We start from the raw sequence: 25,861 nt of genomic DNA, 5'->3' as shown, positions 1-25,861 counted from the left end.
CGCAGCGTCAGTGGCCCTCGCCGGTGAGAAGCATCCGCGCATCGACGACGGCGTAGCCTGCAGCGTTGACGATAACCGGGTTGAGGTCGATCTCGACGATATCCGGCGCGGCGATTGCGAGGTGAGACACCTTAAGCAAGAGTTCGACCAATCCTTCACGGTCCACCGGCTTCGCGCCACGCGCGCCATCCAGAAGCGCCTTGCCCCGGATGCCGTCGAGCATTCCTTCGGCATCTGCGCGGCTGATAGGCAGCGAGCGGAATACGACGTCCTTCATCACCTCGACGAAGACGCCGCCAAGGCCGAACATCAGGAAGCGCCCGAATTGCGGGTCTTGCGTCACGCCGATCACCACCTCGACTCCCTTGGCCGCCATAGGAGTGACAAGCACCCCGGCAATTTCGGCACCTGGGCACGTGTCGGCGATATGTGCGAGCAGCGCGGCGCTCTCGGTCTCGATGGCCTGGGCGCCGGAAATGTTCAGCCGCACGCCGCCGACATCGGATTTATGCAGGATGTCGCGCGAGACGATCTTGAGCGCGACCGGCACATCGGTGAGTTCGGCCGGCAGGCTGGCCGCATCGGTGGGGGAGCACAACAGAGCAAAGGGCGGCACCGCTATGCCGGCCTCGCGCAGCAAGCCCATCGCCTCGGGCTCCAGCAGGGCGTTGCGGCCCTCGGCTTTGGCAGTAGCGGCGAGACCGGAAGCTTTCGCACTCGGCGTGATGCGACTGTCGATCTCATTGGCGGGCGCGGTCGAAACCTCATGGAAGCGCTGCGCGGCAGCGAGTGCGGCAGCCGCGATCTCGATGGAGCGCACCACTACGATGCCACCTTCCCGCAGTATCGAGATCGCCTCGGTCGGGAACTCGGCATAGTGGCACTGCACCACGACCGGCTTGTCGTGCTCTTTGGCGAGCGCGACGAGCTGGTGGGCGGCCTCGTTCTCGATCTCGCGGATCGAAGCGCCGTAGCGCACCTGATAGCCGCCGAAATAGCCGACGATCAGCAGGGCATCGACGGACCTGTCGGCGAGGATTTCGGCTCCGCAGGCCGGCATAAACCGCGGATGCGGATCGGTGCCGCCACCCGCGTCGATAGGGTTTGAGAGTTGCGAGGCGTTGGGTGTGATCTTCTGCAGCGCCCTCACGGTGGCATCAGCGAGTTGCGGCAGTTCAAGCCCGCGTTCGGCCAGCGCGTCGGCCGCCTGAGAAATCGGGCCGCCACCTTCCGACAGCACCGCGACGCCGCGCGTGGGACGGCCCGCCGTGCGCGAGACGAGGTCGGCGACGATGAACATTTCGTCGGAACGCTCGACCTGGATGACGCCCGCCTGCTGCAGCGCGGCGCTGGCTACCGTGTAATTTCCAGCGAGCGAGCCGGAATGCGAGCGCGCCGCGCCCTCACCCAGATCCGTGCGCCCCGCCTTGTAGAGCACCACGGGCTTGATGCGGGCGACCTCGCGCGCGGCCTCGAGGAAGGCCTGCCCATCCTTGAAACCCTCGCAATAGACGATGACGGCCCTGGTGTTCGGATCCTCGCCGAAGAAACGCAGATACTCGTCGAACCGAACATCGCCCTCATTGCCGACGCCCACGAAAGTGCTGAAGCCGGCGTGGCCGTTCTGGTGGCTTTGGGCCAGCAGCGAGAGCGCGACATTCCCGGACTGCGAGAGCACACCGAGACCGCCGGCATAGACGCTCGGCCAGCCGGTGAGGTTCATGCCGGTATGGCCGTCGAACATGCCGTTGGTGTTCGGCCCGATCATGCGGACATTGCCGGCTCTCGCGGCCTCCAGCGTGCGGGCCTCAAGTTCGCCCCCCGCCTCGCCAGCTTCGCTGAACCCGCCCGCTAGCACCAGCGCACCCTTCACGCCGCGCGCGCCGCACAAGGCGATGACGTCGGGGGCGACACGGGCCGGCGTACAGATCATGGCGAGGTCGATCTCGCCGGGAGCGGAGGCGAGGTCGGGATAGGTGGGCAGGCCGAGGATCTCGGTCTCCTTCGGATTGATGGGCAGGATTGCGCCCTTGTACCCGCATTCCTGCAGGGTCTGAATCGCGCGATTGCCTCGCTTTGACGGATCGCGCGAGGCGCCGATGATGGCGATCGAGCGCGGCTTGAGGAAGTCGAGAGCGGCGTGCATGTCGGCTCCGGAAGAAATGGCTGATGGATCGGCCTTGAGGAGTGCGCTGCTCATGTCATTGTCCTCGTGAACTTCACGGTCTGGGCGCGGGCGTCATGATCGGTGACGACGTTGACGAGCGCGGTGCGCCCTTCAGCGACCGCAGCCGCTGCACGTTCGAGCGCCGGGCGGATGTCCTCCGGGCGCTCGACATACTCGCCGACACAATCCAGCGCCTCGGCGAAGTCGTGGAAGCGGGTGTAGCCGAGGTCGCGGCCGGGCTTGATGCGTTCAGGGTCCGAGGTCCAGCCGCCGTTAAGGCTGATCACCACGATGACCGGCAGCTTGTGGCGGACCGCGGTGTCCAGCTCCATGCCGTTCATGCCGAACGATCCATCGCCGTGCAGCACCAGCACCGGCGTATCGGGCTTGGCGGCCTTGGCGCCGAGCCCGAAAGGCAGACCGACACCCATGGTGCCGAAGGTGCCGGAGTTCAGTCGGTGTCCGGCGACGAAGGTCGGAATCGCCTGACGGCCATAGTTCAGGATCTCCTGACCATCGACCGCGAGGATGGCATTGCGGGGCAGGAAGTCGCGGATTTCCTTGCACAGGCGCAGCGGGTGGATCGGCATCTGATCGGTGGAAAGCTGCGCCTCGAATTTCGGCGCCCTCTCCTTCTCGACGCCGGCGAGGCGCTTCACCCATGCTGTGTAGCGCGCGGCCGAAACCCTCTCACCCGCGCCGGCAAGCAACTGGTTCAGCACGGTGCGCGCGTCGCCCAGAATGGGGAGATCGACCTGCGGGGTGATCGCGAGCTCGCCCGGATCGATGTCTATGCGGATCAGCTTCACGTCACGGGCGAAGCGCGGGACCTGCCCCTGCCCGAACACATAGTTCAGCCGCGTGCCGACCACGAGTACGACATCCGCCTCGCGCAGCGCGGTGGAGCGCGCGATGGGGAACTGGCCGGGCTCATCTTCCGGCACCACGCCGCGTCCCTGTGGGGTTGTGTAGAGCGGCATGCCGGTGTGCTCGACCCATTGGGCCAGCGCCTGCGACGCATCCGACCACAGCACGCCGGTGCCGGAGATGACCACCGGGCGCTCGGCATTGGCTAGCAGTTCCAGCGCCTTCTCCACCTGCGCCGGATCGCCCGCCGGGCGCACCCGATGGCCGTCGGCCGGGATCTTCGGCCACACGACCTTCGCTTCGTCCACCTCGGCGTAGAGAATGTCGCTCGGGAAATCGAGATAGACCGGGCCGGGCTTGCCGGTGAGCGCCTGACGGAAGGCGAGGTTGACGATCTCAGGGATGCGATGCGCCTCGTAGACGCGCTCGGCCCACTTCACCAACGGCTTCATGGCGGCGAGCTGGTCGAACTCCTGGAACGCGCCACGGCCATATTCGCCGATCGGGCTGGAGCCGCCGAGCGCCACGACGGGCACGCCGTCCATCAGGGAGGTGGCGAGGCCGGTGCCGAAATTCAACGTGCCCGGACCCGAGCACGCCATACACACGCCCGGCTTGTTGCTCACGCGGGCATAGCCATGCGCCATCATCGCGGCGGCCTGTTCGTGTCGCACGTCGATGCCGCGAATGCCGAGATTCATCGCGGCCTTTTCGCCGGATGACATCGGCGCACCCATGATGAAGAAGAAGGTCTCGACGCCCTGATCCTTGAGGGCCTGCGCCAGGAGGTCATGTCCCCATACGGCCATGATCAGACCTCCCGAGCGACGGTGGTGGCGGAAGCGGGCTTGGTCGAAAGGGGCACAGTGGGCACTCCGTTTGCACTGATCGAATGGGCGGACCACTTGCGCCTCATGTGATGGGCCGGGTCCGTCGAAGGTGGGAAGCTCTTGCGGATTTTGGCGGATACTCGCTGGTCAATGAGTTTTTCGCATAGGCGAGAGAGAGCTTGGCCCGACGGCCGTCACTTCGGCGCGCCCGCCGCGGCCCGTGGACGCGTTCGTTCAGATGGCGGCCGCGATGGCCGCGCCCATCTCCTGCGTCGAGGCTGTGCCGCCGAGATCCGGCGTGTGCGGCCCGGCGGACAGGACCTTTTCGATGGCGGAGACGATGGCGGCGGCGGCTTCGGGCTGACCGAGATGCTCCAGCATCATCGCGCCCGACCACACCTGCCCGATCGGGTTCGAGATGTTGCGCCCGAAAATGTCCGGCGCGGAGCCGTGGACGGGCTCGAACATGGAGGGATGCACCCGCTCGGGGTTGATGTTGGCCGAGGGCGCGATCGCGATGGTGCCCGCGCAGGCCGGGCCGAGATCGGAGAGGATGTCGCCGAACAGGTTCGACGCGACCACCACGTCGAACCATTGTGGGTTACGCACGAAATGCGCGACCAGAATGTCGATGTGGAACTGCGCTGTGGTCACCGCCGGGTAGTTCGTCGCCATCTGCGCGAAGCACTCGTCCCAATAGGGCATGGTGATCGCAATGCCGTTGGACTTGGTGGCGGAGGTGAGGCTCTTGCGCCGCTTTATTGCCGCTTCAAAAGCATAGCGCTGGATGCGGTCCACACCCTTACGGGTGAATATGCTGTGCTGGACCACGCGCTCTTCCGGCGTGCCGACATTCTCGCGCCCGCCGACGGAGGAATACTCACCCTCCGTATTCTCGCGGATGATCAGCATGTCGATATCGGCCGGCCCGCGATCGGCGAGCGGCGAACGCACGCCGGGCATCAGGCGGACGGGTCGCACATTGGCGTACTGGTCGAATTCGCGGCGGATCGGGATCAGAAGGCCCCAGAGCGAGACGTGATCGGGCACGCCGGGATATCCGACGGCGCCGAGATAGATCGCGTCATGGCCGGCGATCTGCTGGAGCCCGTCCTCGGGCATCATCGCGCCGGTGCGATGATAGCGCTCGCACGACCAGTCCTTCTCGTCCCACTCGAGTCCGAAACCGAATCGGCGGGCGGCGGCCTCAAGGACGCGCATGCCTTCGGGCATGACCTCGTGGCCGATTCCATCGCCGGGAATGGTGGCAATGCTATAGGTCTTCATGATGCGAGCCCTTTTGGAGAAATCCCGTGGCGGCCGGACGGGGGTTACGGCCGCCACGGTTATGCATCCGTCAGTTCAGCGTGATGTTGGCTTCGGTAATTAGGGTGCGGAAGCTGGTGATTTCCGTATCGAGGAAGGTGCTGAACTCGGCCGGGCTCGAGCCCTCGACCACCAGACCAAGCTCGGTCAAGCGCTTCAAGACGGCAGGTTCAGCCAGAGCCTTCACCACGGCGGCGTTGAGCTTGTCGAGGATCGGCTGGGGCGTTCCGGCGGGAGCGACCATGCCGAGCCAGCCGCGCGACACGAAATCCGCCACGCCGGCTTCCTCCATCGTGGGAACACTAGGAAGCTGCACCGAGCGCTTTTCGACGGTGACGGCGAGCGGACGAAGCTGGCCGGAGGTGATGTAAGGCGTCGCGCTCGGAATCGTCTCGAACATCAGCTGGATCCGACCGGCGACGAGATCCGTCATGGCCGGCCCGCCGCCGCGATAGGGAACGTGCACCATCTCGACGCCGGCACGACGCTTGAAAAGCTCACCCGACAGATGCTGCGAGGCGCCGAGCCCCGAGGATCCGAAGTTGAGCTTGCCGGGATTGGCCTTCGCGTAGGCAATCAGTTCGGCGACGGTCTTCACCGGCAGTTCGGGGTTCACCACCAGCACGTTAGGCTGCAGCGCGACGAGCGAGATCGGGGCAAAACTGGTCTTGGGGTCATAGCCGAGGGCTTTGTAGAGGCTGATGTTCACCGCCAACGGCGAGGAGGCCATCAACAGCGTGTAGCCGTCGGGCTTGGCTTTGGCGACGGTCTCGAAGCCGATATTGCCACCCGCGCCCGCGCGGTTCTCTACCACGATGGACTGGCCGAGTTCCTTCGTGAGTTCCTGGCCGATAATGCGCGCAACCGTGTCGACGCTGCCACCGGGAGCAAAGGGCACGACGAGCTTGATCGGCTCGGAGGGATAGTCGGCAGCATAGGATGGCGCCGCGCATAGGAGTAGCGCTGCGCCCACCGCGCTCAGGATTTTCCGCATGTTGTCGTCCTCTGGATGGATTGTTGTTCAGGATCGTCTGACGCCGTCGCGGTGCTCTGCGGCACCTGCATTCCGGCAACGATGTCGTGCTGCTAAACGATGTCCTTCCTGTTTCGTGCGCCGGCGCCGCTAGAAGCGGCATGCGCGGAGAATGGGCCGATCAACGTGCGGTATCGGCGAGAATGGAGCGGACGCTGTCCACGGCCGCATCGAGAGCTGCGGTATCGGCCGCGCTCCAGTTGCGGGAGGCCCCGCATTCATGCACTGACACCCAGCCCTGAAGGGCGCCATCGACGATGAGCGGACCGAGCATCTGCGCGTGCACGCCATAGATCTCGATCAGCGCGGCAGGCGCCGGGACCTCGGCGGTGAGCAGATCGTCCTGGACGAGCGGGCGACGTTCGCGCTCAAGCCACTTCACCGTCTCGAGGGCACGCTGGTTTAGGCCGGTCTCACCGCGCAGCGACTTCACTTCCGCGCGTTTTGCCTCGCCAGCGGGATCGTTCACGATGAACCCCAGCGCCGGGACGTCGACGCGAAGAGTGGTTCGGCTCGCGTTCGTGGCATCAAGCAGCGTTGAGAGAACCGCGTCCAACCGTGAGGCGACTTCCTGCGAGTTCGTCATCTTCCCTCCCTGACGTCACCGATGCGTCATGAGCGATACTAATGAGGGCTCGCTTTTATTATCAAATAATTTCTGATGCCGTTTACTGATGCGAAATTCGCATATATCTCTCGACGATCCAGACTCGAACCGGGCTGTTTTCATGTCGGAGATCCCCAATCTATCGGTCCGCCAACTCAAGGCAGTCGCGGCAGTAGCAAAGTATTCCAGCTTTATCGCCGCGGCGTCGGAAATGCAGCTCTCCCAGCCTGGCCTTTCACGGATGATCCGGTCGGCAGAAGAAGAATTGGGCATCGCTTTATTCGACCGCACGACGCGGCAGGTGACGCTCACCAATGCGGGGGCGGAGTTCGTGCCGCTGGCAGAGCGCATCCTTCACGACCTCGAACTCAGCTCGGAGGCGCTGCGCGAGTTGCGCGACCAGACGCGCGGTCACCTGTCGATTGCGTGCCCGATGTCGTTCGCGACCAACATGCTCGCCAACATGATCATCGAATACAAGCGCGCCAATCCGAACGTGATCATCCAGGTACTAGAAGGTATTCAGAGCAATACCATGGGAATGATCCGCTCGGGCCAGGTCGATTTCGGCATCGGCACCCTGAGCGAGCCCTATGACGATCTTTTCGTCGACAAACTGTGCCCTACACATTTCCATGTCGTATTCGCACGGGGACACCGTTTCTCGACATTCGAGAAGGTGACCCTTACGGACCTGAGGGACGAGCCGCTTGTCTCCATGCCGCCCTCCTCGAATTTGAGACGCATCTTCGATGGCGCAGCGGCGAGTGCGGGCTTCCGTCTGAACTATACGATCACGGTGAATACTTACAGCGCCGTCGCCCAGTTCGTCCGAGCCGGCGTCGGCGTCACCATTCTGGCAAGCACCTCTCTTCCAGACGACGAAATGCTACAGTCCCTCCCGGTGGAGCCTGCGGGAGTAGGCGGCATTCTCGCGATCATGCGCCTGCGAGGCCGACCGCTGTCATCCGCCGCGCGTGGCTTCCAGACCCTGATCAAACAACATTTTGCGAAGGCGGGCGAGGAGTTTGCCGGTGAGGGATGATTAGGCCGACCTGATACCAGGTGACGTTGCCCTGATGTCTAATCCAGCTTGAAGTTCGTTCTGGCCCATTAACCGTGAGATAGAGAGCCACGCGCGGGAATGACGCCTCGCTTCGCGAGCGCGTGAAGGCCATCGCCCGGGAGCGACGGCGGTTCGGTTACAGGCGTCTGCATGTGCTGCTCCGGCGCGAAGGCTTCGAGGTCAACCACAAGCCGCTGTTACCCAGCTTGTCCGGGACAGAGCCGCGCTGGCCCGGTGGAAGCTCGACTACAAGAGACGACGCATCTTGGACGGTGCGCGAACATGCGACGTGTAAGCGAGTTCCTGACGGAATGCGCACCGTCGCGAACATCACGGCTGGTTTGGGCGCGCCGCTGATCGCCGCATATGTGAACGAGAGGCCTGTCAGCCGCACTCCCCCACCTTCCGCCCCATCACCGGATATTTCGGATCGACCGCATAGGCCACGGCCGCGGCGCCGCGCGGGACGATCTGGTCCACGGCCGCCTCATGTGCGCTGGACCAGGCGACATCGACCGCCTTCAGATAGCTGTCCCACTGCTCCATGGTGCGCGGGCCGACGATGGCGGCGGTCACGTTCCGGTTCGCCAGCACCCATGAAATGGCGAAGGCTGTCGGCTCGATGCCGAGCGAGGCGGCATAGGCCGCGATCCGCGCCGCGGCCTGAACCGCCTCTGGGCGATAGGCGGATTCCAGAATCCGGCGGTCGCCGACCGCGACGCGGCTGTCGGCAGGGGGCGGGCCGTCGAGGCTGTACTTGCCGGAAAGGATGCCGCGCGCCGTCGGGCTGTACACCGCGACGCCGACGCCCAGATAATCGCAGGCCGGCAGCAACTCGGTCTCCGCCGTACGGTCGAGCGCGTGATAAAGCGGCTGGGCGACCACCGGGCGGTCGATGCCCTCCTCGTCGCAGAGCGCGCACAGCGTGGCCATGCGCCAGGCGCTGTGATTGGAGATGCCGAAATAGCGGATTGCCCCGTCGCGCTGAAGCTGGGCGAGCGCGCGCACCGTCTCTTCGAGCGGGGTGTCGGGGTCCTCAACGTGCAGGTAGAGGATGTCGATATAGTCGGTCTTCAACCGCTTCAGGCTCTTATGCGCCTCATGCAGCACCCATTTGCGCGACAGGCCGCGATCATTGTGTCCCGGGCCGTTGCGATTGGCGAGCTTGGTGGCCAGCACCCAACTATCGCGATTGCCGGCGAGCGCGGTGCCGACGATCTGTTCCGAACGACCCTCCGAATAGGTATCGGCGGTGTCGATGAAATTGACGCCCGCCTCGGCCGCGGCGGCGATGATGGCGAGCGCGTCGGCTTCACTGGTCCGGCTGCCGAAATTCATCGTGCCGAGCACAAGGCGGGAGACGACAAGGCCGCTGCGGCCGAGTCGGCGGGCCGGGATCTGGAGGGACATCATATTTCCGGCGTGAGGGGGCTAAGGGTGTCACGCTCGACAATGCCGGCGCGACGGTTAATTTCCAAGCCGGAATTATGGTCGAGGAACACGCCCGACTTGCGCATCAACGGCTCGCTTCAGAAGCCGAGGCTCAGCTTCACGCGCGTCTTCCGGGCTCAACGCCCCGACGCGTACCGCTCTCGCCGCCGGGATCCTTTGTCGCCGTGATGACGGCAGCCTCCCGCCGAGCCCCGACCTCAAGGGCCCATCGCGAAAGGCGCGGGGCGGATCGCAGGCCGGGAGGCCGTGGCGCTGAAGGGCGGGACGATCTCGGCCGGATCGTTGCGGCCCTGCGTGGTCGCGGGCGCAGGCGGGCGCGCCGGCGTCTCGCGCGCCATCTGTTTCGGAGCGGCGGGCGCCTGCTTCGCGACCGGGGCGCGGGCAGTCGCGGGCGATGCCGCTGGAGCCTTGGCGGCCGGGGCGTCGCTCGCCTCCTGCGGTCGTGCATCGACCGCAATGGTCGACAGCCGCCAATTTCCGCCGATCGCCTGGAAACCGAGATCGAACCCGATGCGCAGCGGCGCGGTCGGGAAATAGCCGGCAAGCCGCAGCACGCCGTCCTTGTCGATCGATGGGGCGCGCGACAGCTTGGCGTCGAGCAGCAGGATCGCGGCGAAATCAAGCGCGTTCTCGCGCCAGGGCCGGAACCGGTCGGCGAGCTCGGCGGCATTGTAGTTCTCGCGGAATGCCGGCGCGCCGAGATCGCGCAGCACCGAGTAATTGCCGGTCACGTTTGCCTGATTCACGGCGGCGAGCGTGCCGCGCAGCAGAGCCAGCAGCACGGCGGGAGGCGGCACCTGAAGCACGCCCTGCGCCGTCGAGGCCGGCACTGTCGGCGAAGTCCCGCCGGCGGGCGCCGCGTTCGCCGGTGTGCTGGCGGGCCGGGCCTCTTGCGCCTCCTGCTGCGCCGAGCTGACGAAGCCGGTCGGCTGGCTGGTCACCGCCGGCAGGCCAAGCGCAACGCCAAACGCGGCGGCGAGCACCAGCGCGGCGGGGCGCAGCGTCACCATGCCATCATCACGCCGGCCTTGCCGCCGACCGTGCCTTCATTAAAGCCGACGCCGATGCCGCCGGTGAGGAACAGGCTGTCGTCCCAGATCCGTGCGATGCCGGAGAACGCCATCGCATTCTGCCCGCCGAACGTACCCCACTGCGCGCTGACCGCGACGTCCTTGCCATAGGGCAGGTTCGGCGTGTCCATCGCGATCGCCATGGCAACGCCTTCCTGCACGCGGTCGATCTCGCGATAGACCGAATCGAGATTGACCAGCTGGCTCACCGGCGCCGAGGCGAGGTTGCCCGATGTATCGGTGGTGACAATCTGCACCGGGCCGGACTGCGCCGACCGGCTGGTCGAGGAGGTGAGGCCCGGCATGGAATAAGTATTGGCCGCGGTGCCGATCGCGACCTGATTGGCACGGGTGGTGGTGGCGCCGCTGCCCAGCGCGAAGGAGTTGGTGAACGCGGCATTGGCGCCGGTGCCGACGGCGGTGGCGCTGGTGGCAGAGGCGGTCGCGCCCTGGCCGAAAGCCGCCGCACCCGGTGCCGACGCCACGGCACCCTGCCCCAAGGCGGAGGCGCCCGAGCCGCTCGCCGAGGCGCCCCAACCGACCGCCGTCGTGCTGGTGGCGTTGGCGATAGCGCCACTGCCGAGCGCGGTCGCGCCCTCGAACCCGGCCGCCGAAGCGTTGCCGAGGGCAGTGGCATTGGCGGCGCCGGAACTCGCGCCCTGCCCGATCGCGGTCGCTCCCTGGAAGGCGGCGGCCGCACCCTGCCCCAGCGCGGTGGCGCCGGCGCCGTTGGCCGAGGCGCCCCAGCCGACCGCCGTCGCATTGACGGCATCGGCGGTGGCGCCGCTGCCGAGCGCGGTCGAGGCCTGCGAGGCGGCGGTCGCGCCATTGCCGAGCGCGGTCGCGTCGACAGCCGAGGAATTGGCACCCTGCCCGACCGCGGTCGAGCCCTGGAAGGCGGCGATGGAGCCTTGCCCCAAGGCCGTGGCGCCGACCCCGTTCGCCGAGGCGTTCCAGCCCAGCGCCGTCGAGTTCGCGGCATTGGCGGCGGCGATGCGCCCGACCGCGGTCGCGCCCTCGGCATTGGCGGTGGCGTTCTGGCCGAGCGCGGTTGAGCTGTCGGCGTTGGCGATCGCCTCCTGGCCGAGCGCGGTCGAACCGACGCCATTGGCCACCGCCCCCTGTCCGACGGCGGTGGCCTGCGCGGCCGTGGCGCCGGCGCCCTGGCCGAGCGCGGTGCTGGCGCTGGCGTTCGCCTGCGCGCCATTGCCGAAAGCGGAAGCGTTCACGCCCTGCGCGGCGGAGCCGGCGCCGACGGCCGTCGCGAAATCGAGATTGGCGTTGGCGCCCTGACCGATAGCGGTGGCGCTGCGCCCATTGGCATTGGCGCCCTGGCCGATGGCAGTGGCGGCCACCGCATTGGCCGCCGCGTCCGCGCCCATCACCGTAGTCTGGGCAGCGTTGGCGGCGGCGTTGCGCCCGACCGCCGTCGAGGAGGCGCCATTGGCCGCGCTGTTCTGGCCGACCGCCGTGGAGGATACGCCATTGGCCACTGAGAGCTGGCCGAAAGCGCTGCCATTCACGCCGAATACTTTGGAACCCTGCCCGACCGCCGTCCCGCCATCCTGCGTTGCCTCAGAATCGTCGCCGACCGCCGTCGCATCCGCGCCGGTCGCCGCGCCTGCGCAGCTCAGAGAGGTGGCGGTAAGATCACAGGCTACATCGGCCGCCCGCGCCGGCAGCGGCATCAGCGCCGCGAGCGAGAGGGCCGCCGCGGACACCGCGCCGAGGCTCGCGAACGCAGGCGGGCGCCACGCTTTGCGGCTCGAGAAGGCCGGCGTCGCGCGGCCCGCGTCAACGGTCGTTTCGGCCATGTCCCACTGCCCTGCCCACAGACTCGAATCACCTTATCCCGCGAGCATAGCAGATATGACACTTCGACATGGGCAGTCCCGACGGTCTCCGCGGATGGGAGACCCGCGTTTTCGCAGCGCCCGAGGTATTGCTTCAAGTATTCGACGGAAATTTTCGTAACGAACCGACGATGCCCTGAATAGACGTCTTGTCGCTGCATCCGATGAAAGGTCAGCTACCCTGACAATCCTGCGGAACTCACAATATCCCCAGTACGTGGCGCGGAATGGAAGGCGCAAACACGATCGACGACAGCGCGGCGCGCTTCTGCCGATTCAGGCAGCGCTTCGGCGAATGGGATGTCGCGCGTCGCTGGCATCGGGCATGATGGTGGCCACCCGCGCCGTCGTGCCCTGTTCCGGAGAGCGCCCATGCACGCCATGGTCCTTAACGCCATCGGAGAGAAGCTGGTTTGGACTGAGTTGCCCGACCGCACGCCCGGCCCCGGCCAGATCAGGCTGAAGGTCACGGCCTGCGGTGTGTGCCGCACCGATCTGCATGTCGTGGACGGCGAACTCCCCCATCCGCGCGTGCCGATCATTCCCGGCCACGAAATCATCGGCCGCATCGATGCCATCGGCCCGGATGTCACCGGCCTCAATCTCGGCGAGCGCGTCGGCGTGCCGTGGCTGGGCCATAGCTGCGGCACCTGCCCCTACTGCCGCGACGCCCATGAGAACCTCTGCGACGCTCCGGAATTCACCGGCTACACCCGGGACGGCGGCTATGCGACGGCCGTGATCGCGGATGCACGCTTCGCCTTTCCGCTTGGTGAGGCGGGGGAGGATGTCGCGCTGGCGCCGCTGCTCTGCGCCGGGCTGATCGGCTGGCGCTCGCTGGTGATGGCGGGCGAGGCGCGCCGGCTTGGGCTCTATGGCTTCGGCGCGGCGGCCCATATCATCGCGCAGGTGGCGCGCTGGCAGGGGCGCGAGGTATTCGCCTTCACCCAGACGGGCGATACCGCCAGCCAGGATTTCGCCCGCTCGCTCGGCGCGGTCTGGGCCGGCGGTTCGGATGAGAGACCGCCCGAGCCGCTCGACGCCGCCATCCTGTTCGCGCCGGTGGGCGCGCTGGTGCCGGCGGCGCTGAAGGCGGTGCGCAAGGGCGGGCGCGTAGTGTGCGCCGGCATCCATATGAGCGACATTCCGAGCTTTCCCTACGCCCTGCTCTGGGAGGAACGGCAGGTGCTCTCGGTCGCCAATCTGACGCGGCAGGACGGCCTCGACTTTCTCGACCTCGCCCCGCGCATCGGCATCGCGACCCGAACCACGGCCTACCCGCTGCACGAGGCCAACCGCGCGCTGGACGATCTGCGGCACGGCCGGTTCGACGGCGCGGCGGTGCTGGTGCCATAGCCGGCGCATACCGTCTCAAACGAAAATGCCGCCCCGGCGATGCGGCCGGGACGGCATTCATCAGTTCATACGGACGTCAGGCCTCAATAGGGCGAGACGCACTGCTGGCGCGGGCCGTTATAGGGCTGGAAGGTGTTGTCGGAGACCCGGTAGGAACGGTACTGGCTCTGGCACCAGGCCACATGCCCGCCTCCGCCGGAATAGGCCGGCGCCGACTGGTTGGCGATGGCACCGCCGATGATCGCGCCGGTCGCGAACGCCGCCGCCGGGAACCACCAGCCATTATACTGACGATAGCCGGGCCGGTAATAATTGTAGCCGCGGTGCCCGTTATAATAGTAGCGGCCGCCACGGTTGTAATAGGCCGGGCCGGGGCCACGATACCCAGGGCCGCGATAGCCAGGCCCACCATAACCGGGTCCGGGGCGCGGGCCATGATAGCCCCCGTGGCGCACCACCTCAACATTGGACGGCGGCGCCGCAAGTTGATGAGGGCCGAAAGGCGCGGCGACAGCCGGAACGGCCATGGACGAGACAGCAGTCACGACAGCGAGAGCGGCAACACTAAACTTTTTCATCCTGAGTCTCCTCTGGATCTACAATCGATAAACCCACGTTAGGTTCCTTGAAATGAACGCTGGCTGAATGAATGCTCGTTCATCCTCAAGGAAGATTGACCCACAAAATCCGCCACGCGGCGCCTCCCGAGGCTCTGGCATTGGCCGCTCAATCATGTATATGGAGAAATACATGATCATCGGAGCCTCGCCATGTCGTTCATTTCCAGATCGTTCTGCGCGGCCGCCTTCGCCGTGGTGGCCGGGCTGCTGGCCCACGCGGCCCCCGCGCCGGCACAGGGCCAGACCACCATCTTCGCCGCCGCCAGCCTGACCAACGCGTTTCAGGACATCGGCAAGCTCTACAAGGCGCAGACCGGGAAGGATGTGAGCTTCTCCTTCGCCGCCTCTTCGGCGCTGGCCAAGCAGTTGGAGGCCGGCGCGCCGGCCGCCATCTTCGCTTCGGCCGATACCAAGTGGATGGACTACACCGAGGGCAAGGACCTGACCCTGAAGGCCACCCGCGTGACCCCGATCGGCAATTCGCTGGTGTTGATCATGCCGGCGGACAAGGCGAGAGACGTAACCCTCGACACGTCCTTCGACTGGCTCGCCTTCCTCGGCGCCGACGGCAAGATCGCCACCGGCCTCACCGACAGCGTGCCGATCGGCGTCTATGCCAAGACCGCGCTGACCAGCCTCGGCCAGTGGGACAAGGTGAAGGATCGCATCGTCGGCGCCGAGAGCGTGCGCGCGGCGCTCGCGCTGGTGGAGCGTGGCGAGGCCACCGCCGGCATCGTCTATTCCACCGACGCCGCCATCGCCAAGAATGTGAAGATCGTCGCCACCTTCCCGGCCGACAGCCACCCGCCGGTGGAGTACCCGTTCGAGATCGTGAAGGGCCAGGACAATGACGAGACCCGGGCGTTCTTCGACTATCTCGTCGGCCCGGACGCCAGGAAGGTGTACGCCCAATACGGCTTCGTGGTGAAGTGATAGCCACCTGACGACAAACGCCGTCCGCCTGCGCCAACCCGGCCGGGCGGCCCCCGCTCAACGCCGCCGCGAAGGATCGACCCGCTGTTCAGCTCCGGCTACTGGCTCACCCCCGAAGAGTGGACGGCGGTCCATCTCAGCCTGAAGGTCGCGTTCTGGGCGACGTTCTGGAGCCTGCCGGTCGCCATCGGCGCGGCGTGGCTGCTCGCCCGCACCCGCTTTCCCGGACGCGGGCTGTTCGACGGCCTGATCTACCTGCCGCTGGTACTGCCCAAAGTGGTGGTCGGCTATCTCCTGCTACTGACGCTCGGCGCGCGCGGTTCCATCGGCCAGTATCTCGACGCCTGGTTCGGCATCAGGCTGATCTTCACCACCGCCGGCGCCACGGTTGCCGCCGCCGTGGTCAGCTTCCCGCTGACGGTGAACGCGATCCGCCTGTCGCTGGAAGCGGTCGACCAAGGCCTGGAGACCGCCGCGCGCACGCTCGGCGCCAGCCGGCTCGATGTGTTCTTCTCCATCACGCTGCCGCTGATGCTGCCCGGCATCCTCTCCGGCGCGCTGATGGCGGTTGCCTCGGCGCTTGGCGAGTTCGGCGCCACCATCACCTTCGTCTCCAATGTCGAGGGCCAGACCCGCACCATCCCGCTCGCCATCTACAGCGCCACCCACATGCCAGACGGCGACGCCATGGCCGCCCGCCTCGTGGTGGTCTCCGTGGTGCTGGCGCTGGCCTCGCTGCTGCTGGCGAGCCTGGTCGACCGGCGCATCCGCGCCATGATGGGCCGGTGAGGACGGCGCCATGATCGAGATCGACATCGCGCTCGCCCGCCCCGACGGCTTTTCGCTCGAAGCCCGCTTCGCGGCGCCAGCAGCCGGCGTCACCGCACTGTTCGGCCGCTCGGGCGCCGGCAAGACCACGATCATCCAGGCCATCGCAGGCGTGGTGCGGCCCGATCGCGGGCGCATCGTCGTCGATGGCGAGACCTATTTCGACGCCGCGCGCGACATCGACCTCAGGATCGAGCAACGCCGCGCCGGCTATGTGTTCCAGGATGCGCGGCTGTTCCCGCATCTGTCGGTGGAGCGCAACCTGCGCTATGGCGAGCGCCGCAGCCGCGCCACTGACAAGCGCATCGGCTTCGCGCCGGTGGTGGAGTTGCTGGGCATCCCGCACCTTCTGGCCCGCCGCCCGCACACCCTGTCCGGCGGCGAGCGCCAGCGCGTGGCGATCGGCCGGGCGCTGCTGTCCCAGCCCCGCCTGCTGCTGATGGACGAGCCGCTGGCGGCACTCGATGAGGCGCGCAAGCAGGAAATCCTGCCCTATCTCGAACGCCTGCGCGACGAGATGGCGCTGCCCATCCTCTATGTCAGCCATTCGGTGGACGAGGTGCTGCGGCTCTCCGACATGGTGGTCGCCCTGCACGACGGCCGGCAGATCGCCGCCGGCCCGGTGGGTGAGGTGATGTCCCGGCCGGAAGTGCTGCCCGTGATCGGGCGCTTCGACACCGGCAGCCTGCTGGAATGCGTGGTCGAGCGCCATGATGACGCCTACGCGCTCTCCACCCTCGCCTTTCCCGGCGGGCAGTTGCGGGTGCCGCGGGTCGAGATTTCCGTCGGCGCGCGGGTGCGGGCGCGGGTGCGCTCCCGCGACGTCGCTTTGGCGCTCGCCCGGCCGGACGACACCTCGGTCTCCAACCTGCTGCCGGCGAGGATCACCGACATCCGGCTCCAGGAGGGACCGTATGCCGATGTCGCGCTCGATCTCGGCGGCAGCGCGCTCGCCGCGACCATTACGCGCGAAAGCGTGCAGCGGCTTGGCCTCAGTCCCGGCATGGCGGTCTGGGCGATGATCAAGAGCGTAGCGGTGGACAGCCGCAGCCCGGATTTCAGCGCGGCTCGCCGGCCTTGAGCGCGGGGGGCGCTACGCCCCAGTCTGGCGCCAGCTTCGCGCGCAGCTCAGCGACCGGCCCGGCGCTGGCCTCGGTACTGGCGCGCTCGATCTCGCGATAGAGCGTGATCAGCCTCTCGCCGAACTCGGTGAGATCGGTGCCGTGGCCGCGCCGTCCGGGATAGGTGCGCACCACGCGCTCGGTGAAGGCGCGGTCGAGCTCGTCCACCAATAGCCAGGCGCGGCGATAGCTCATACCCATGCGCCGCGCCGCCGAGAGAATGGAGCGCTCGACCCGGATGGTTTCCAGAAGCTCGATCATGCCCGGGCCGATATGGCGCCCGTCGCCGAAATAGACACGGATGAAAAGCCCGTCGCGGTGCCGCTCACCCTCGGCATCCGGCTCACTCGATTGGGTCATGGCGCCTCTTCCCCCGCAGCCAAGTTAGGGGAAGAGACGCCGCTCCGAAAGTCTCAGGCGTGGTGGGTGACCGCCCGTCGCGTCCGCGCGAACAGGAAGTCGAGCGCCAGCATCACCAGCAGCGAGGCACCGACCAGCGGGAAGATCAGGCCGACCACCGCCATGATCGCCACCAGACCGCGCATCACCGAGCGGTCCTGCGGCGCGGGGGGAATGCCGAGCGAGCCGGCAGGGCGGCGCTTCCACCACATCACTCCGGCGGAGACCGACATCAGCAGGATGGCAAGGCACAGGGCCAGCATGAAGAGCTGGTTCGCCAGCCCGAATTCCTGCCCCATATGCACATTGATGCCCCACTCCATCGCCTTGGCGGCCGGACCGTAATCGGCATAGCTCATGTCGATCAGCGGCGCGCCGCTATACTGGTCGAGATGAACGACGCGCTGCTTCGACAGATCGTCCGGGTAGACGGTCGCCGAATAGACGCCGGTCGACCCCGAGGGCAGGCTCAGCGTATAGCCGGGCGCGACGCCAAGCCGCTCGATGATCGCCGCCGCCTCGTCGATGCCGATGGGCGTCACTGGGGCCGGGGTCGATTCCGGCATCTTCGCCTGTTCCAGCGACCAGGCGGTCGGGCCGTTGGCATGCGCGAGGTGCTCGTCCGACATCGGCACGGCGGTATAGACGCCGGCCGGGTAGCCGTAATTGGAGCTATTGGCGATCTCGTTGACCTTGTCGCCCCAGACCAGCGACCACGGCATGCCCGACAGCGCCATGAAGCCGATGGCAATTCCGGCAAAGGCGCCGGTCACCGCGTGCAGGTCGCGCCAGAACACACGCTTCGCCGGCGTACCGCGCACGGTGACGACACCGCCGGACTGCCGGCGCGGCCACCATAGATAGAAGCCGGTGCCCACAAGCAGGATCGACCAGCCGCCGACGATCTCGATGAGCGCGTTGGGAAACGTGCCGAATTCTGCGAGGCTGTGCAGACGGCGCACCAGCCACATCACCGTGCCGCGATCCGCCAATTCTCCGAGCACCCGCCCGTCATAGGGGTCGACATAGACCGAGCGGCGCGCGCCGTCGCTGGTTTTCACCACCACCTCCGCAGACGCATTCGCCGTGGCCGGGGAGATGAACTTAAGCACCGTGCCGGGCCGGGCTGTGAGCGCAGCGGCGACCCATTCGCTGGGGGCCTGCCGAGGCGCGTCGCGCACCACGACCTGCTTGAGGTCGCGATGCCACAGCCCGTCCAGCTCGTCGCGGAACAGGTAGAGCCCGCCGGTCACCGCCAGCAGGATCATGAAGGGCAGCACCAGCAGCCCGGCGTAGAAGTGCCAGCGCCAGACGGCGCGGTAGAGGTCGGCCGAGCGCGTAGCGTCAGCGGTGGGCAAAGAGGTAGCGTTCATCGGAATCGCTCCGGAAAAATAGGACAGGGGGAAGCGCGGACGGCGCCGGGCCGGCGTCATGCCGGCCGGCTGGCCCTGACGCGGGAAGGAAGGCGGCTCAGTTCGCCGGCGGCGTGCCGTGATGGGCGGAATGATCCTCCGCGGCAGGCGTCTTGCCGCCCTTGGGCCCGGCCATGCTCTCGACCTTGAACTCGACGTTCACCGTGCCGGCCTTGGCGAATGTGAGCGTGCCCTTGAAGCTCTCACCTTCCTTGAGCGGCTGCTTGAGGCCCATCATCATGAGATGATAGCCGCCGGGCGCGAGCGCGACCTCCGCCCCGGCCGGGATCGTCACGCCCTCGGGCAGCATGCGCATCTTCATCACGCCATCGCTGACGCTCATCTCATGAATTTCGACGCGTTCGGCGACCTCCGAGGTGGCGGCGACCAGCGTGTCGGCCTCCTTGCCCTCATTGTGCACGCTGAGATAACCGCCGCCGACCGTGGCGCCGGCAGGGGTCATGCGCGCCCAGGGATGGCCGATCTCCAGTTCGCCGACCTTGAAGCCATGGGCGAACACCGGCTGGGCGGCGAACAGGATGAGGGCGGCGGCGAAGATGGCGGCGCCGAAGCGCTCCTCGGCGTGACGCAGCACGCGCGTGAAGGTGTAGCGGACCATGTGGAGGCACTCCCGGTGTGCCGGCGGGCGTCGCGCGCTCTGCGCCGGCGGTCATCGACTGACGGTGAAGGATCAGGCGTCAGGCGGCGGGAGGCGCACGGGGAGGATGGGAAAGCCGCTCAGCGCCCGGCAGCACCTCGGCAGCCGGGGAGACGGTCATGGCCGCGCCGGCAAGCGCGAGCGGGGCGAGCAGGCCGGCCGCAGCCGGCGGCGGCAGCGCGGCGATCCCCGCATTCTGGCAGCCGACGGTGCAGCAATCGGGGGTATGGTGCGCGGGATCTGCCGGACCGGCGGGCGCATCGCCCCGCGCCATGCCGAGACAGATCGCCGGCGCCGCCTCCGGCGACAGGCCGGCGGCGGCATGGGCGCCAGTAGCAAGGCCGCCGAGCAGCGCCTGAAGCACGAGCAGATAGGCGACGGCGAGAGCCATCGTCAGTCGGCGCAGGCTTGCGTGGGCGGCGGTCATTGTCGTGCGGTTCCCCTCGGCCACAAGCTAGCACGCGTCAGGGAGGCAGAAAACAGCGGCATGCCGCCGCTGCGGACCGTGGCCCCGCGGAAAAAGAAGGGGGGCGCCGTGCGGGGCGCCCCCCTCTGCCTCACCCTCCGCCTCTGAGGCGATCAGGTGAATCCGATCAGTGCGCGGCGCCGGGGCCGGCAATCGCGCCGGGCGGGCTCTTGCCCATGATGATCATGCCCAGCACCTCGTCCTTGGTGACGTCCGTGGTCTTGGCGGTGCCGACCAGCTTGCCGTTCTTCATCACGCTCACCCGGTCCGCGAGGTCGAACACGTCGTGGATATCGTGGCTGATGAGGAAGATGCCGATGCCCTCGGCCTTGAGTTGCTTGATCAGCTCTGCCACCTGCGCGGTCTCCTGCGGGCCGAGCGCGGCGGTCGGCTCGTCCATGATCAGGATCTTCGCGTTGAAGTGGATGGCCCGGGCGATCGCCACCGACTGGCGCTGACCACCGGAGAGGCCGCGCACCGGCTCCTTGAACTTGCGGAAATTCGGGTTCAGCCGGCCCATCACTTCGCGGGTCGCCGCCTCCATCGCCACGTCGTCGAGCGTGCCCCAGGGGGTCCTCAGTTCGCGGCCGAGGAACAGGTTGGCGGCGGCGTCGACATTATCGGCCAGCGCTAGCGTCTGGTAGATAGTCTCGATGCCGTAGCGCTTGGCGTCGCGCGGATTACCGATGTCGGCCTTTTCCCCGGCGATGCGGATTTCGCCGCCATCCGGGCGATAGGCGCCGGAGAGGATCTTGATCAGCGTCGACTTGCCCGCGCCGTTATGGCCGAGCAGGCCGACGACCTCACCGGGATAGAGGTCGACATTCACCCCGTCCACGGCGCGGATGCCGCCGAAGGAGATCGAGATGTCGCGCATGTCGACGAGGGGAGTGGATGCGTGTGCCATGAGCCTGTCTCCCCTCACTTGAACCGCTTGCGGTACATGGTGTCGATCCACACCGCGAACACCAGCACGATGCCGACCACGATATTCTGGTAGGGCGTATCGACCCGCATCAGCACCATGCCGGACTGCAGGCTCTGCATCACCAGCGCGCCGAGCATCGCGCCCGCCACGGTGCCCGCGCCACCCGCAAGCGAGGTGCCGCCGATCACCGCCGCCGCGATAACGTAGAGCTCGTCGAGCGTGCCCTGCGCATTGGTCGCGGAGTTGAGGCGGGCGGTGGAGATCGCGGCGCCGACGGCGGCCAGCCCGCCCATCAGCGCGAACACCAGAAGGGTGACGCGCTTGGTGTTGATGCCGGCGAGCTCAGCCGCCTCCGGGTTGCCGCCGATGGCGAAGACATAGCGGCCGAAGCGGGTGCGGGTGGTCAGGAAGGTCATGGCGATGCCGACCGCCAGCGCCACCAGCACCGGCACCGCGAAGCCGAAGCTGATCGCGAGCCCCTCCGGCGGCACCTCGATGCCCGCAGCCTCGGCATAGCGCCGGGCCAGCGCGGCGGGCAGCGTGTAGGCGTTCACCACCAGCGTCGCGGCGACCACCGCGAGGCAGCCGGCGGCAACGGTGAAGGCTTCCGCCCAGAGCGGCTTCAGCGGAAAGCGGAAGCGCTGGCGCTGGCGGCGCGCCTGCACGGTCGCTGCGAAAATCGCGAGGCAGGCGATCGCGCACACGATCCAGCTCCAGGTGGCGCCGATCGAACCATTGGCACCGCCACCCAGCAGCTTGAAATTGTCGTCGACCAGCGGAATGGTCTTGCCCTCGGCCATCGCCCAGGCGGCGCCGCGCCACACCAAGAGGCCGCCCAGCGTGACGATGAAGGCCGGCACGCCGAGATAGGCGATCACGAAGCCTTGCAGAGCGCCGATCGCGGCGCCAGCGAGGATGCCGGCCGCGAGGGTGAGCACGATCACCGCTGGGTGGTTGAAGCCGAAGGTTGGCAACAGCTGGTTGACCTGGAACACCGCCATGATCATGCCGGTGACGCCGAGGATCGAGCCGACCGACAGGTCGATGTGGCGCATCACGATGACCAGAACCATGCCGGTGGACATGACCGCGATGGACGAGGTCTGGACCGAAAGGTTCCAGAGATTGCGCGGGGTCAGGAAGGTGCCGTCGGCGAGGAAATCGAACACGATCCAGATGACGGCGAGCGCGCCGACCATGCCCAGAAAGCGGACGTCGATCTCAAGCGCGCCCAGAAACGAGGTCGGCGCCGCAGGGGGAGCCGATGCCGGCCGGGCCGGGGGCACGGCCGTGGTGGTGGTGTCGCTCATGAGCGTTCTCCTGATGCCCGTCATGAGCCGGATCCGGCCGGAACCGGATGCCCCGCCACGCGGTCAGCTCAATTTGTTGGTTCGAAGGACCGTTCCGGCCGATCGGCGCTCCGCCGACCGGAAGGCCCGGCTGCGGCGGCGGGGAGGTCCCGCCGCCGCATTGGCATGAATTGGATCAGTCGCAGGCCTTGACCGTGCCGGGCTTCACGCCCTGGCAGACCGTGGCCTTGGGCACCCAGCCGGCCTCGATGATCACGCCGAGATTGTCCTTGGTGATCGGCAGCGGCTTGAGGAAGGTGGAGTTCATCGCCTGCCCCTTCGGGCCGCCGGTGAAGGTGGTGGTGCCGGGAACCGCCTTGGCATCGGTGCCCTTGGCGAGCTCCAGCGCAATCTCCGCCGCCTTGGCGCCGAGTTCGCGGGAATCCTTCCACACCGAGACGGTCTGGGTGCCGAGCGCGATGCGGTTCAGCGCGGCGAAGTCGGCATCCTGGCCGGACACCGGGACCGAACCTGCAAGGCCCTGCGCCGCCAGCGCGGCGATGGCGCCGCCGGCGGTGCCGTCATTGGAGGCCACGACCGCGTCGACCTTGTTGTTCGCGGCGGTCAGGAACTGCTCCATGTTGCGCTGGGCATTGGCCGGCAGCCAGCTGTCGGTATAGGCCTCGCCGACATTCTTGATGTCGCCCTTGTCCATGGCGGGCTTCAGCACTTCCATCTGGCCCGAGAACAGGAAGTCGGCATTGGGGTCGGAGGCCGAGCCCTTGATGAACACGTAATTGCCCTTCGGCTTCAGCTTCAGGACCTCGGCGGCCTGGAGGCGGCCGACTTCCTTGTTGTCGAAGGTCACGTAATACGCATAGGGATTCTCGATCAGGCGGTCATAGCCGACCACCGGAATGCCTTCGCTCTCGGCCTTGGCAATGGCGGGCGCGATGGCGTCCGAATCCTGCGCAAGGATGATGAGCGCGGTGGCGCCCTGCGCGATCAGCGCCTCCACATCGGAGAGCTGCTTGGCGGCGGAGGACTGGGCGTCGGCCGAGATGTACTTGGCGCCGGCGGCAGCGAGCGCCTTCTTGATCGCGGCTTCGTCGGTCTTCCAGCGCTCTTCCTGGAAATTCGACCAGCTCACGCCCACCACCGGCTCGGCGGCGCGGGCCAGCCCTACCGTCGCCACCGTGGCGAGCGCAGCAAGGGCCACTGTCATCTTGAACTTCATGATTCTACCTCCCATAGGGTGCCGATATCGAGGGCGACCCGGGATTCGATGCGCGAAACGCAGCGTACCCGGACGTTATTTTTGACGTTCGAACCTCAAATTGTTCCAAACGCGTCATGCGTGTCTTGCAACACTCGATCACACAAACCGCTATTCTCACCGCTTGCCAACCGTTCGCGGCACCCTAGCAAAGTGTTTGAAGCATGGCTGCTACCAATTTGTCTAGGTGCACCCTCAGCACAATGAGTTGCGCACCTCAAAGATTGAAGGCATCCTGCCACGCATGTCCAGACCCCTTTCCCGCATCACGCTCCAGGATGTCGCCCGAGAAGCGGGCGTGTCGCTCGCCACCGCCGACCGCGTGCTGAACGGCCGCGCCGGCGTGCGCGGGCCGACGGCCGAGCGGGTGCGCGAGGCGATCGCGCGCCTCGGCTACCGGCCGAACGTCGCCGCCGCCCGTCTGGCGCGGGGGGCGCATTATCGCTTCTGCTTCGTGCTGCCGGCAGGCCCCAACGTGTTCATGCGCATGCTCGCCGAACAGGTGGCGAACACCGCGAACTGGCTCGCCGCCAACAACGCTTATATCGACACGCTCCATGTCGACGTGTTCGCGCCGGAGACGCTGGCGAGCGCGTTGGAGGGGCTGATCGGTCATTATGACGGCGTGGCCCTGGTAGCGCTGGACCATCCGCGGGTGCGCGCGGCCATCGACGATCTCAGCGCTTCGGGCATCGCCGTGGTGACGCTGGTCTCCGACGTGCCGTCCTCACACCGGCTGCATTATGTCGGCATCGACAATATTGCCGCCGGCCGCACCGCCGCCACGCTTCTCGGCCGATTCGCCGGCGGGCGGCGCGGCACGGTCGGGCTCATCGTCGGCACGCCGGCGCTGCGCGACCATGCCGAGCGCCAGTTCGGCTTCACCCAGGTGCTGGCCGGCGAATATCCCGCGCTCAAGGTGCTGCCGGTTCAGGAAAGCCTCGACGAGGACGAGCGCACCGAGGCGATCACCCGGACCATGCTGCGCGAGGCGCCAGACCTCGTCGGCCTCTACAATGTCGGCGCCGGCAATCGCGGCGTCGCGGCTGCGTTGACGGTGGCCAACCGCGCCAGCGAGACGCTGTTCATCGGCCACGACCTCACCGAGGACACCCGCCGCTTCCTGCTGCGCGGGGTGATGGATGCGGTGATCAACCAGGATGCCGGCCACCAGTCGCGCTCGGCGGCCCGCGTGCTGCTGGCCCATTGCGCCGGCGAGCCCTTGTTCAGCGAGCAGGAGCGCATCCGCATCGACATCTTCGTGCGGGACAACCTGCCGTGACCTTCGCCGCAATCTTCCGTTTTCGACCGCTTCAAGGGATGTGAGGCATGTATCTCGGCCTCGATATGGGGACCTCCGCCGTCAAGGCGGTGCTGGTCGACGACGAGCAGAACGTACTGGCCAGCGCCGAGACTTCGCTGGACATTTCGCGCCCGGCGCCCGGCTTTTCCGAGCAGGACCCGGAGGAATGGTGGCAAGCGACTCTTGCCAGCATCGACGCGCTCAAGGCCCAGCAGCCCGCCGCGCTCGAAGCCGTGCGCGGCATCGCGCTGTCCGGGCAGATGCACGGCGCGGTGCTGATGGACGCGAGCGACAAGGTGCTGCGGCCGGCCATCCTGTGGAACGATGGCCGCTCCGCTGCCGAATGCGTGGAGCTGGAGCAGCGCTTCCCGCAGCTTCACGCCGTCGCCGGCAACCTCGCCTTCCCCGGTTTCACTGCGCCGAAACTGTTGTGGGTGCGCCGCCACGAGCCGGAAATCTTCGCCGCGACCCGGACCGTGATGCTGCCCAAGGCCTATATCGGCTTCCGCCTGACGGGCGAGAAAGTCGAGGAGATGTCGGACGCTTCCGGCACGCTCTGGCTCGATGTCGCCAAGCGCGACTGGTCGGATGCCGCGCTGGAAGCGACCTATCTTTCCCGCTCCAACATGCCCCGCCTCGTCGAAGGCAATGCGGTTGCCGGCCGGCTCAAGCCGGAACTGGCCGCGCGCTGGGGCATGGCGACGCCGCCGGTGGTGGCGGGCGGAGCGGGCGACAACGCCGCCGGTGCGGTCGGCCTCGGCGCGATCCATCCCGGCGACGCGTTCGTCTCGCTGGGCACGTCGGGCGTGCTGTGGGCGACCACCGACCGCTTCGCGCCCAACCCGCAATCCAGCGTCCACGCCTTCTGCCATGCCGTGCCCGCGACCTGGCACCAGATGGGCGTCATCCTCTCCGCCGCCTCGGCGCTCGGCTGGTGGGCCAGGGCCAGCAAGTCGACGCCGGCAGAGCTTCTCGCCCCCCTCGGCGCAGCTCCCGACGCC

The 25,861-nt window shown here is 67.2% G+C and carries 23 protein-coding genes and 1 pseudogene; 8 read left to right on the top strand and 16 right to left on the bottom strand.

Annotated elements, in window-relative coordinates; translation table 11 throughout:
* Positions 1–7: 7 nt before the first annotated feature.
* The 5 genes from VRZ77_RS04895 to VRZ77_RS04875 all read right to left on the bottom strand — a co-directional run bounded on the left by VRZ77_RS04895 (position 8) and on the right by VRZ77_RS04875 (position 6,809).
* On the bottom strand, positions 8–2,200 hold the full coding sequence (locus tag VRZ77_RS04895) for an acetate--CoA ligase family protein (protein WP_414591543.1): 2,193 nt from the start codon (positions 2,198–2,200) through the stop codon (positions 8–10).
* Positions 2,197–3,843, bottom strand: coding sequence for a thiamine pyrophosphate-binding protein (locus tag VRZ77_RS04890; RefSeq protein WP_414591542.1), 1,647 nt, complete (start codon positions 3,841–3,843; stop codon positions 2,197–2,199). Before VRZ77_RS04890 ends, VRZ77_RS04895 begins: the two co-directional genes overlap by 4 nt.
* Positions 3,844–4,098: 255 nt before the next feature.
* Positions 4,099–5,151, bottom strand: a complete 1,053-nt coding sequence (locus tag VRZ77_RS04885; RefSeq protein ID WP_414591541.1) for a tartrate dehydrogenase — start codon at positions 5,149–5,151, stop codon at positions 4,099–4,101.
* Between the two features lie 70 nt (positions 5,152–5,221).
* Positions 5,222–6,184, bottom strand: a complete 963-nt coding sequence (locus tag VRZ77_RS04880) for a Bug family tripartite tricarboxylate transporter substrate binding protein (protein WP_414591540.1) — start codon at positions 6,182–6,184, stop codon at positions 5,222–5,224.
* Positions 6,185–6,344: 160 nt separating this feature from the next.
* On the bottom strand, positions 6,345–6,809 hold the full coding sequence (locus VRZ77_RS04875) for a GAF domain-containing protein (RefSeq protein ID WP_414591539.1): 465 nt from the start codon (positions 6,807–6,809) through the stop codon (positions 6,345–6,347).
* A gap of 142 nt (positions 6,810–6,951) precedes the next feature.
* Between VRZ77_RS04875 and VRZ77_RS04870 the strand changes: the two genes are divergently transcribed.
* Together VRZ77_RS04870 and VRZ77_RS04865 are read left to right on the top strand one after the other, a co-directional pair.
* A complete protein-coding gene (locus VRZ77_RS04870) occupies positions 6,952–7,875 on the top strand; it encodes a LysR family transcriptional regulator (RefSeq protein WP_414591538.1) in 924 nt (307 codons plus the stop codon).
* Between the two features lie 83 nt (positions 7,876–7,958).
* Positions 7,959–8,093, top strand: a pseudogene (locus tag VRZ77_RS04865) (IS3 family transposase); the annotation flags it as partial.
* A 187-nt stretch (positions 8,094–8,280) separates the two neighbouring features.
* Here the strand turns inward: VRZ77_RS04865 and VRZ77_RS04860 are convergent.
* From VRZ77_RS04860 to VRZ77_RS04850, 3 genes are all read right to left on the bottom strand, one after another.
* The gene (locus tag VRZ77_RS04860; protein ID WP_414591537.1) at positions 8,281–9,306 is read right to left on the bottom strand and encodes an aldo/keto reductase; all 1,026 of its coding nucleotides are present in this window, start codon (positions 9,304–9,306) and stop codon (positions 8,281–8,283) included.
* A 239-nt stretch (positions 9,307–9,545) separates the two neighbouring features.
* Entirely contained in the window at positions 9,546–10,358 is an 813-nt protein-coding gene (locus tag VRZ77_RS04855) for a hypothetical protein (RefSeq protein ID WP_414591536.1), read from the bottom strand.
* Positions 10,352–12,232: a hypothetical protein gene (locus tag VRZ77_RS04850; protein WP_414591535.1), complete on the bottom strand. Its 1,881-nt coding sequence runs from the start codon at positions 12,230–12,232 to the stop codon at positions 10,352–10,354. Before VRZ77_RS04850 ends, VRZ77_RS04855 begins: the two co-directional genes overlap by 7 nt.
* Before the next feature lie 411 nt (positions 12,233–12,643).
* Here VRZ77_RS04850 and VRZ77_RS04845 point away from each other — a divergent pair, with 411 nt between their 5' ends.
* Entirely contained in the window at positions 12,644–13,627 is a 984-nt protein-coding gene (locus tag VRZ77_RS04845) for a zinc-dependent alcohol dehydrogenase family protein (RefSeq protein ID WP_414591534.1), read from the top strand.
* 83 nt (positions 13,628–13,710) lie between these two features.
* Here VRZ77_RS04845 and VRZ77_RS04840 read toward each other — a convergent pair whose 3' ends face one another.
* Positions 13,711–14,205 (bottom strand): BA14K family protein, encoded by a 495-nt coding sequence (locus VRZ77_RS04840; RefSeq protein ID WP_414591533.1) that lies wholly within the window; start codon positions 14,203–14,205, stop codon positions 13,711–13,713.
* 192 nt (positions 14,206–14,397) lie between these two features.
* Between VRZ77_RS04840 and modA the strand changes: the two genes are divergently transcribed.
* The 3 genes from modA (at position 14,398) to modC (ending at position 17,089) form a co-directional block, all read left to right on the top strand.
* Positions 14,398–15,180: a molybdate ABC transporter substrate-binding protein gene (gene modA / locus VRZ77_RS04835; RefSeq protein WP_414591532.1), complete on the top strand. Its 783-nt coding sequence runs from the start codon at positions 14,398–14,400 to the stop codon at positions 15,178–15,180.
* Between the two features lie 84 nt (positions 15,181–15,264).
* The gene (modB, locus tag VRZ77_RS04830; RefSeq protein WP_414591661.1) at positions 15,265–15,969 is read left to right on the top strand and encodes a molybdate ABC transporter permease subunit; all 705 of its coding nucleotides are present in this window, start codon (positions 15,265–15,267) and stop codon (positions 15,967–15,969) included.
* A 10-nt stretch (positions 15,970–15,979) separates the two neighbouring features.
* Positions 15,980–17,089, top strand: coding sequence for a molybdenum ABC transporter ATP-binding protein (gene modC / locus VRZ77_RS04825; protein ID WP_414591531.1), 1,110 nt, complete (start codon positions 15,980–15,982; stop codon positions 17,087–17,089).
* Here the strand turns inward: modC and VRZ77_RS04820 are convergent.
* The 7 genes from VRZ77_RS04820 to xylF form a co-directional block, all read right to left on the bottom strand.
* Complete coding sequence (locus VRZ77_RS04820) at positions 17,067–17,489, bottom strand: winged helix-turn-helix domain-containing protein (RefSeq protein ID WP_414591530.1); 423 nt, start codon at positions 17,487–17,489, stop codon at positions 17,067–17,069. The two genes, modC and VRZ77_RS04820, sit on opposite strands and share 23 nt — an antisense overlap.
* A 53-nt stretch (positions 17,490–17,542) precedes the next feature.
* Positions 17,543–18,901, bottom strand: coding sequence for a PepSY-associated TM helix domain-containing protein (locus VRZ77_RS04815; protein ID WP_414591529.1), 1,359 nt, complete (start codon positions 18,899–18,901; stop codon positions 17,543–17,545).
* 97 nt (positions 18,902–18,998) lie between these two features.
* Entirely contained in the window at positions 18,999–19,559 is a 561-nt protein-coding gene (locus VRZ77_RS04810) for a copper chaperone PCu(A)C (protein WP_414591528.1), read from the bottom strand.
* A gap of 79 nt (positions 19,560–19,638) precedes the next feature.
* On the bottom strand, positions 19,639–20,025 hold the full coding sequence (locus tag VRZ77_RS04805; protein ID WP_414591527.1) for a hypothetical protein: 387 nt from the start codon (positions 20,023–20,025) through the stop codon (positions 19,639–19,641).
* A 166-nt stretch (positions 20,026–20,191) separates the two neighbouring features.
* Positions 20,192–20,971, bottom strand: coding sequence for an ATP-binding cassette domain-containing protein (locus VRZ77_RS04800; RefSeq protein WP_414591526.1), 780 nt, complete (start codon positions 20,969–20,971; stop codon positions 20,192–20,194).
* Between the two features lie 14 nt (positions 20,972–20,985).
* Entirely contained in the window at positions 20,986–22,302 is a 1,317-nt protein-coding gene (locus VRZ77_RS04795) for a sugar ABC transporter permease (RefSeq protein WP_414591525.1), read from the bottom strand.
* A 175-nt stretch (positions 22,303–22,477) separates the two neighbouring features.
* Positions 22,478–23,506: a D-xylose ABC transporter substrate-binding protein gene (xylF, locus tag VRZ77_RS04790; protein WP_414591660.1), complete on the bottom strand. Its 1,029-nt coding sequence runs from the start codon at positions 23,504–23,506 to the stop codon at positions 22,478–22,480.
* 295 nt (positions 23,507–23,801) lie between these two features.
* On the opposite strand from xylF, the gene VRZ77_RS04785 reads away from it, so the two are divergent.
* Positions 23,802–24,839 carry a LacI family DNA-binding transcriptional regulator gene (locus VRZ77_RS04785; protein ID WP_414591524.1) on the top strand — a complete coding sequence of 346 codons (1,038 nt, stop codon included), beginning with the start codon at positions 23,802–23,804 and terminating at the stop codon, positions 24,837–24,839.
* Positions 24,840–24,886: 47 nt separating this feature from the next.
* On the top strand, positions 24,887–25,861 hold a 975-nt coding region (gene xylB / locus VRZ77_RS04780), incomplete at its 3' end, for a xylulokinase (protein ID WP_414591523.1).

This window comes from Ancylobacter sp. G4_0304, from assembly GCF_047501495.1.
Lineage (GTDB): Bacteria > Pseudomonadota > Alphaproteobacteria > Rhizobiales > Xanthobacteraceae > Ancylobacter.
This window is presented reverse-complemented; position numbering and strand designations above follow the sequence as displayed.

What these genes read in the sequence shown, in the direction of transcription:
- VRZ77_RS04895 (WP_414591543.1), bottom strand. Translation starts at nt 2,200, where the DNA reads ATGAGCAGCGCACTCCTCAAGGCCGATCCATCAGCCATTTCTTCCGGA.
- VRZ77_RS04890 (WP_414591542.1), bottom strand. Translation starts at nt 3,843, where the DNA reads ATGGCCGTATGGGGACATGACCTCCTGGCGCAGGCCCTCAAGGATCAG.
- VRZ77_RS04885 (WP_414591541.1), bottom strand. Translation starts at nt 5,151, where the DNA reads ATGAAGACCTATAGCATTGCCACCATTCCCGGCGATGGAATCGGCCAC.
- VRZ77_RS04880 (WP_414591540.1), bottom strand. Translation starts at nt 6,184, where the DNA reads ATGCGGAAAATCCTGAGCGCGGTGGGCGCAGCGCTACTCCTATGCGCG.
- VRZ77_RS04875 (WP_414591539.1), bottom strand. Translation starts at nt 6,809, where the DNA reads ATGACGAACTCGCAGGAAGTCGCCTCACGGTTGGACGCGGTTCTCTCA.
- VRZ77_RS04870 (WP_414591538.1), top strand. Translation starts at nt 6,952, where the DNA reads ATGTCGGAGATCCCCAATCTATCGGTCCGCCAACTCAAGGCAGTCGCG.
- VRZ77_RS04860 (WP_414591537.1), bottom strand. Translation starts at nt 9,306, where the DNA reads ATGTCCCTCCAGATCCCGGCCCGCCGACTCGGCCGCAGCGGCCTTGTC.
- VRZ77_RS04855 (WP_414591536.1), bottom strand. Translation starts at nt 10,358, where the DNA reads ATGGTGACGCTGCGCCCCGCCGCGCTGGTGCTCGCCGCCGCGTTTGGC.
- VRZ77_RS04850 (WP_414591535.1), bottom strand. Translation starts at nt 12,232, where the DNA reads ATGGCCGAAACGACCGTTGACGCGGGCCGCGCGACGCCGGCCTTCTCG.
- VRZ77_RS04845 (WP_414591534.1), top strand. Translation starts at nt 12,644, where the DNA reads ATGCACGCCATGGTCCTTAACGCCATCGGAGAGAAGCTGGTTTGGACT.
- VRZ77_RS04840 (WP_414591533.1), bottom strand. Translation starts at nt 14,205, where the DNA reads ATGAAAAAGTTTAGTGTTGCCGCTCTCGCTGTCGTGACTGCTGTCTCG.
- modA (WP_414591532.1), top strand. Translation starts at nt 14,398, where the DNA reads ATGTCGTTCATTTCCAGATCGTTCTGCGCGGCCGCCTTCGCCGTGGTG.
- modC (WP_414591531.1), top strand. Translation starts at nt 15,980, where the DNA reads ATGATCGAGATCGACATCGCGCTCGCCCGCCCCGACGGCTTTTCGCTC.
- VRZ77_RS04820 (WP_414591530.1), bottom strand. Translation starts at nt 17,489, where the DNA reads ATGACCCAATCGAGTGAGCCGGATGCCGAGGGTGAGCGGCACCGCGAC.
- VRZ77_RS04815 (WP_414591529.1), bottom strand. Translation starts at nt 18,901, where the DNA reads ATGAACGCTACCTCTTTGCCCACCGCTGACGCTACGCGCTCGGCCGAC.
- VRZ77_RS04810 (WP_414591528.1), bottom strand. Translation starts at nt 19,559, where the DNA reads ATGGTCCGCTACACCTTCACGCGCGTGCTGCGTCACGCCGAGGAGCGC.
- VRZ77_RS04805 (WP_414591527.1), bottom strand. Translation starts at nt 20,025, where the DNA reads ATGACCGCCGCCCACGCAAGCCTGCGCCGACTGACGATGGCTCTCGCC.
- VRZ77_RS04800 (WP_414591526.1), bottom strand. Translation starts at nt 20,971, where the DNA reads ATGGCACACGCATCCACTCCCCTCGTCGACATGCGCGACATCTCGATC.
- VRZ77_RS04795 (WP_414591525.1), bottom strand. Translation starts at nt 22,302, where the DNA reads ATGAGCGACACCACCACCACGGCCGTGCCCCCGGCCCGGCCGGCATCG.
- xylF (WP_414591660.1), bottom strand. Translation starts at nt 23,506, where the DNA reads ATGACAGTGGCCCTTGCTGCGCTCGCCACGGTGGCGACGGTAGGGCTG.
- VRZ77_RS04785 (WP_414591524.1), top strand. Translation starts at nt 23,802, where the DNA reads ATGTCCAGACCCCTTTCCCGCATCACGCTCCAGGATGTCGCCCGAGAA.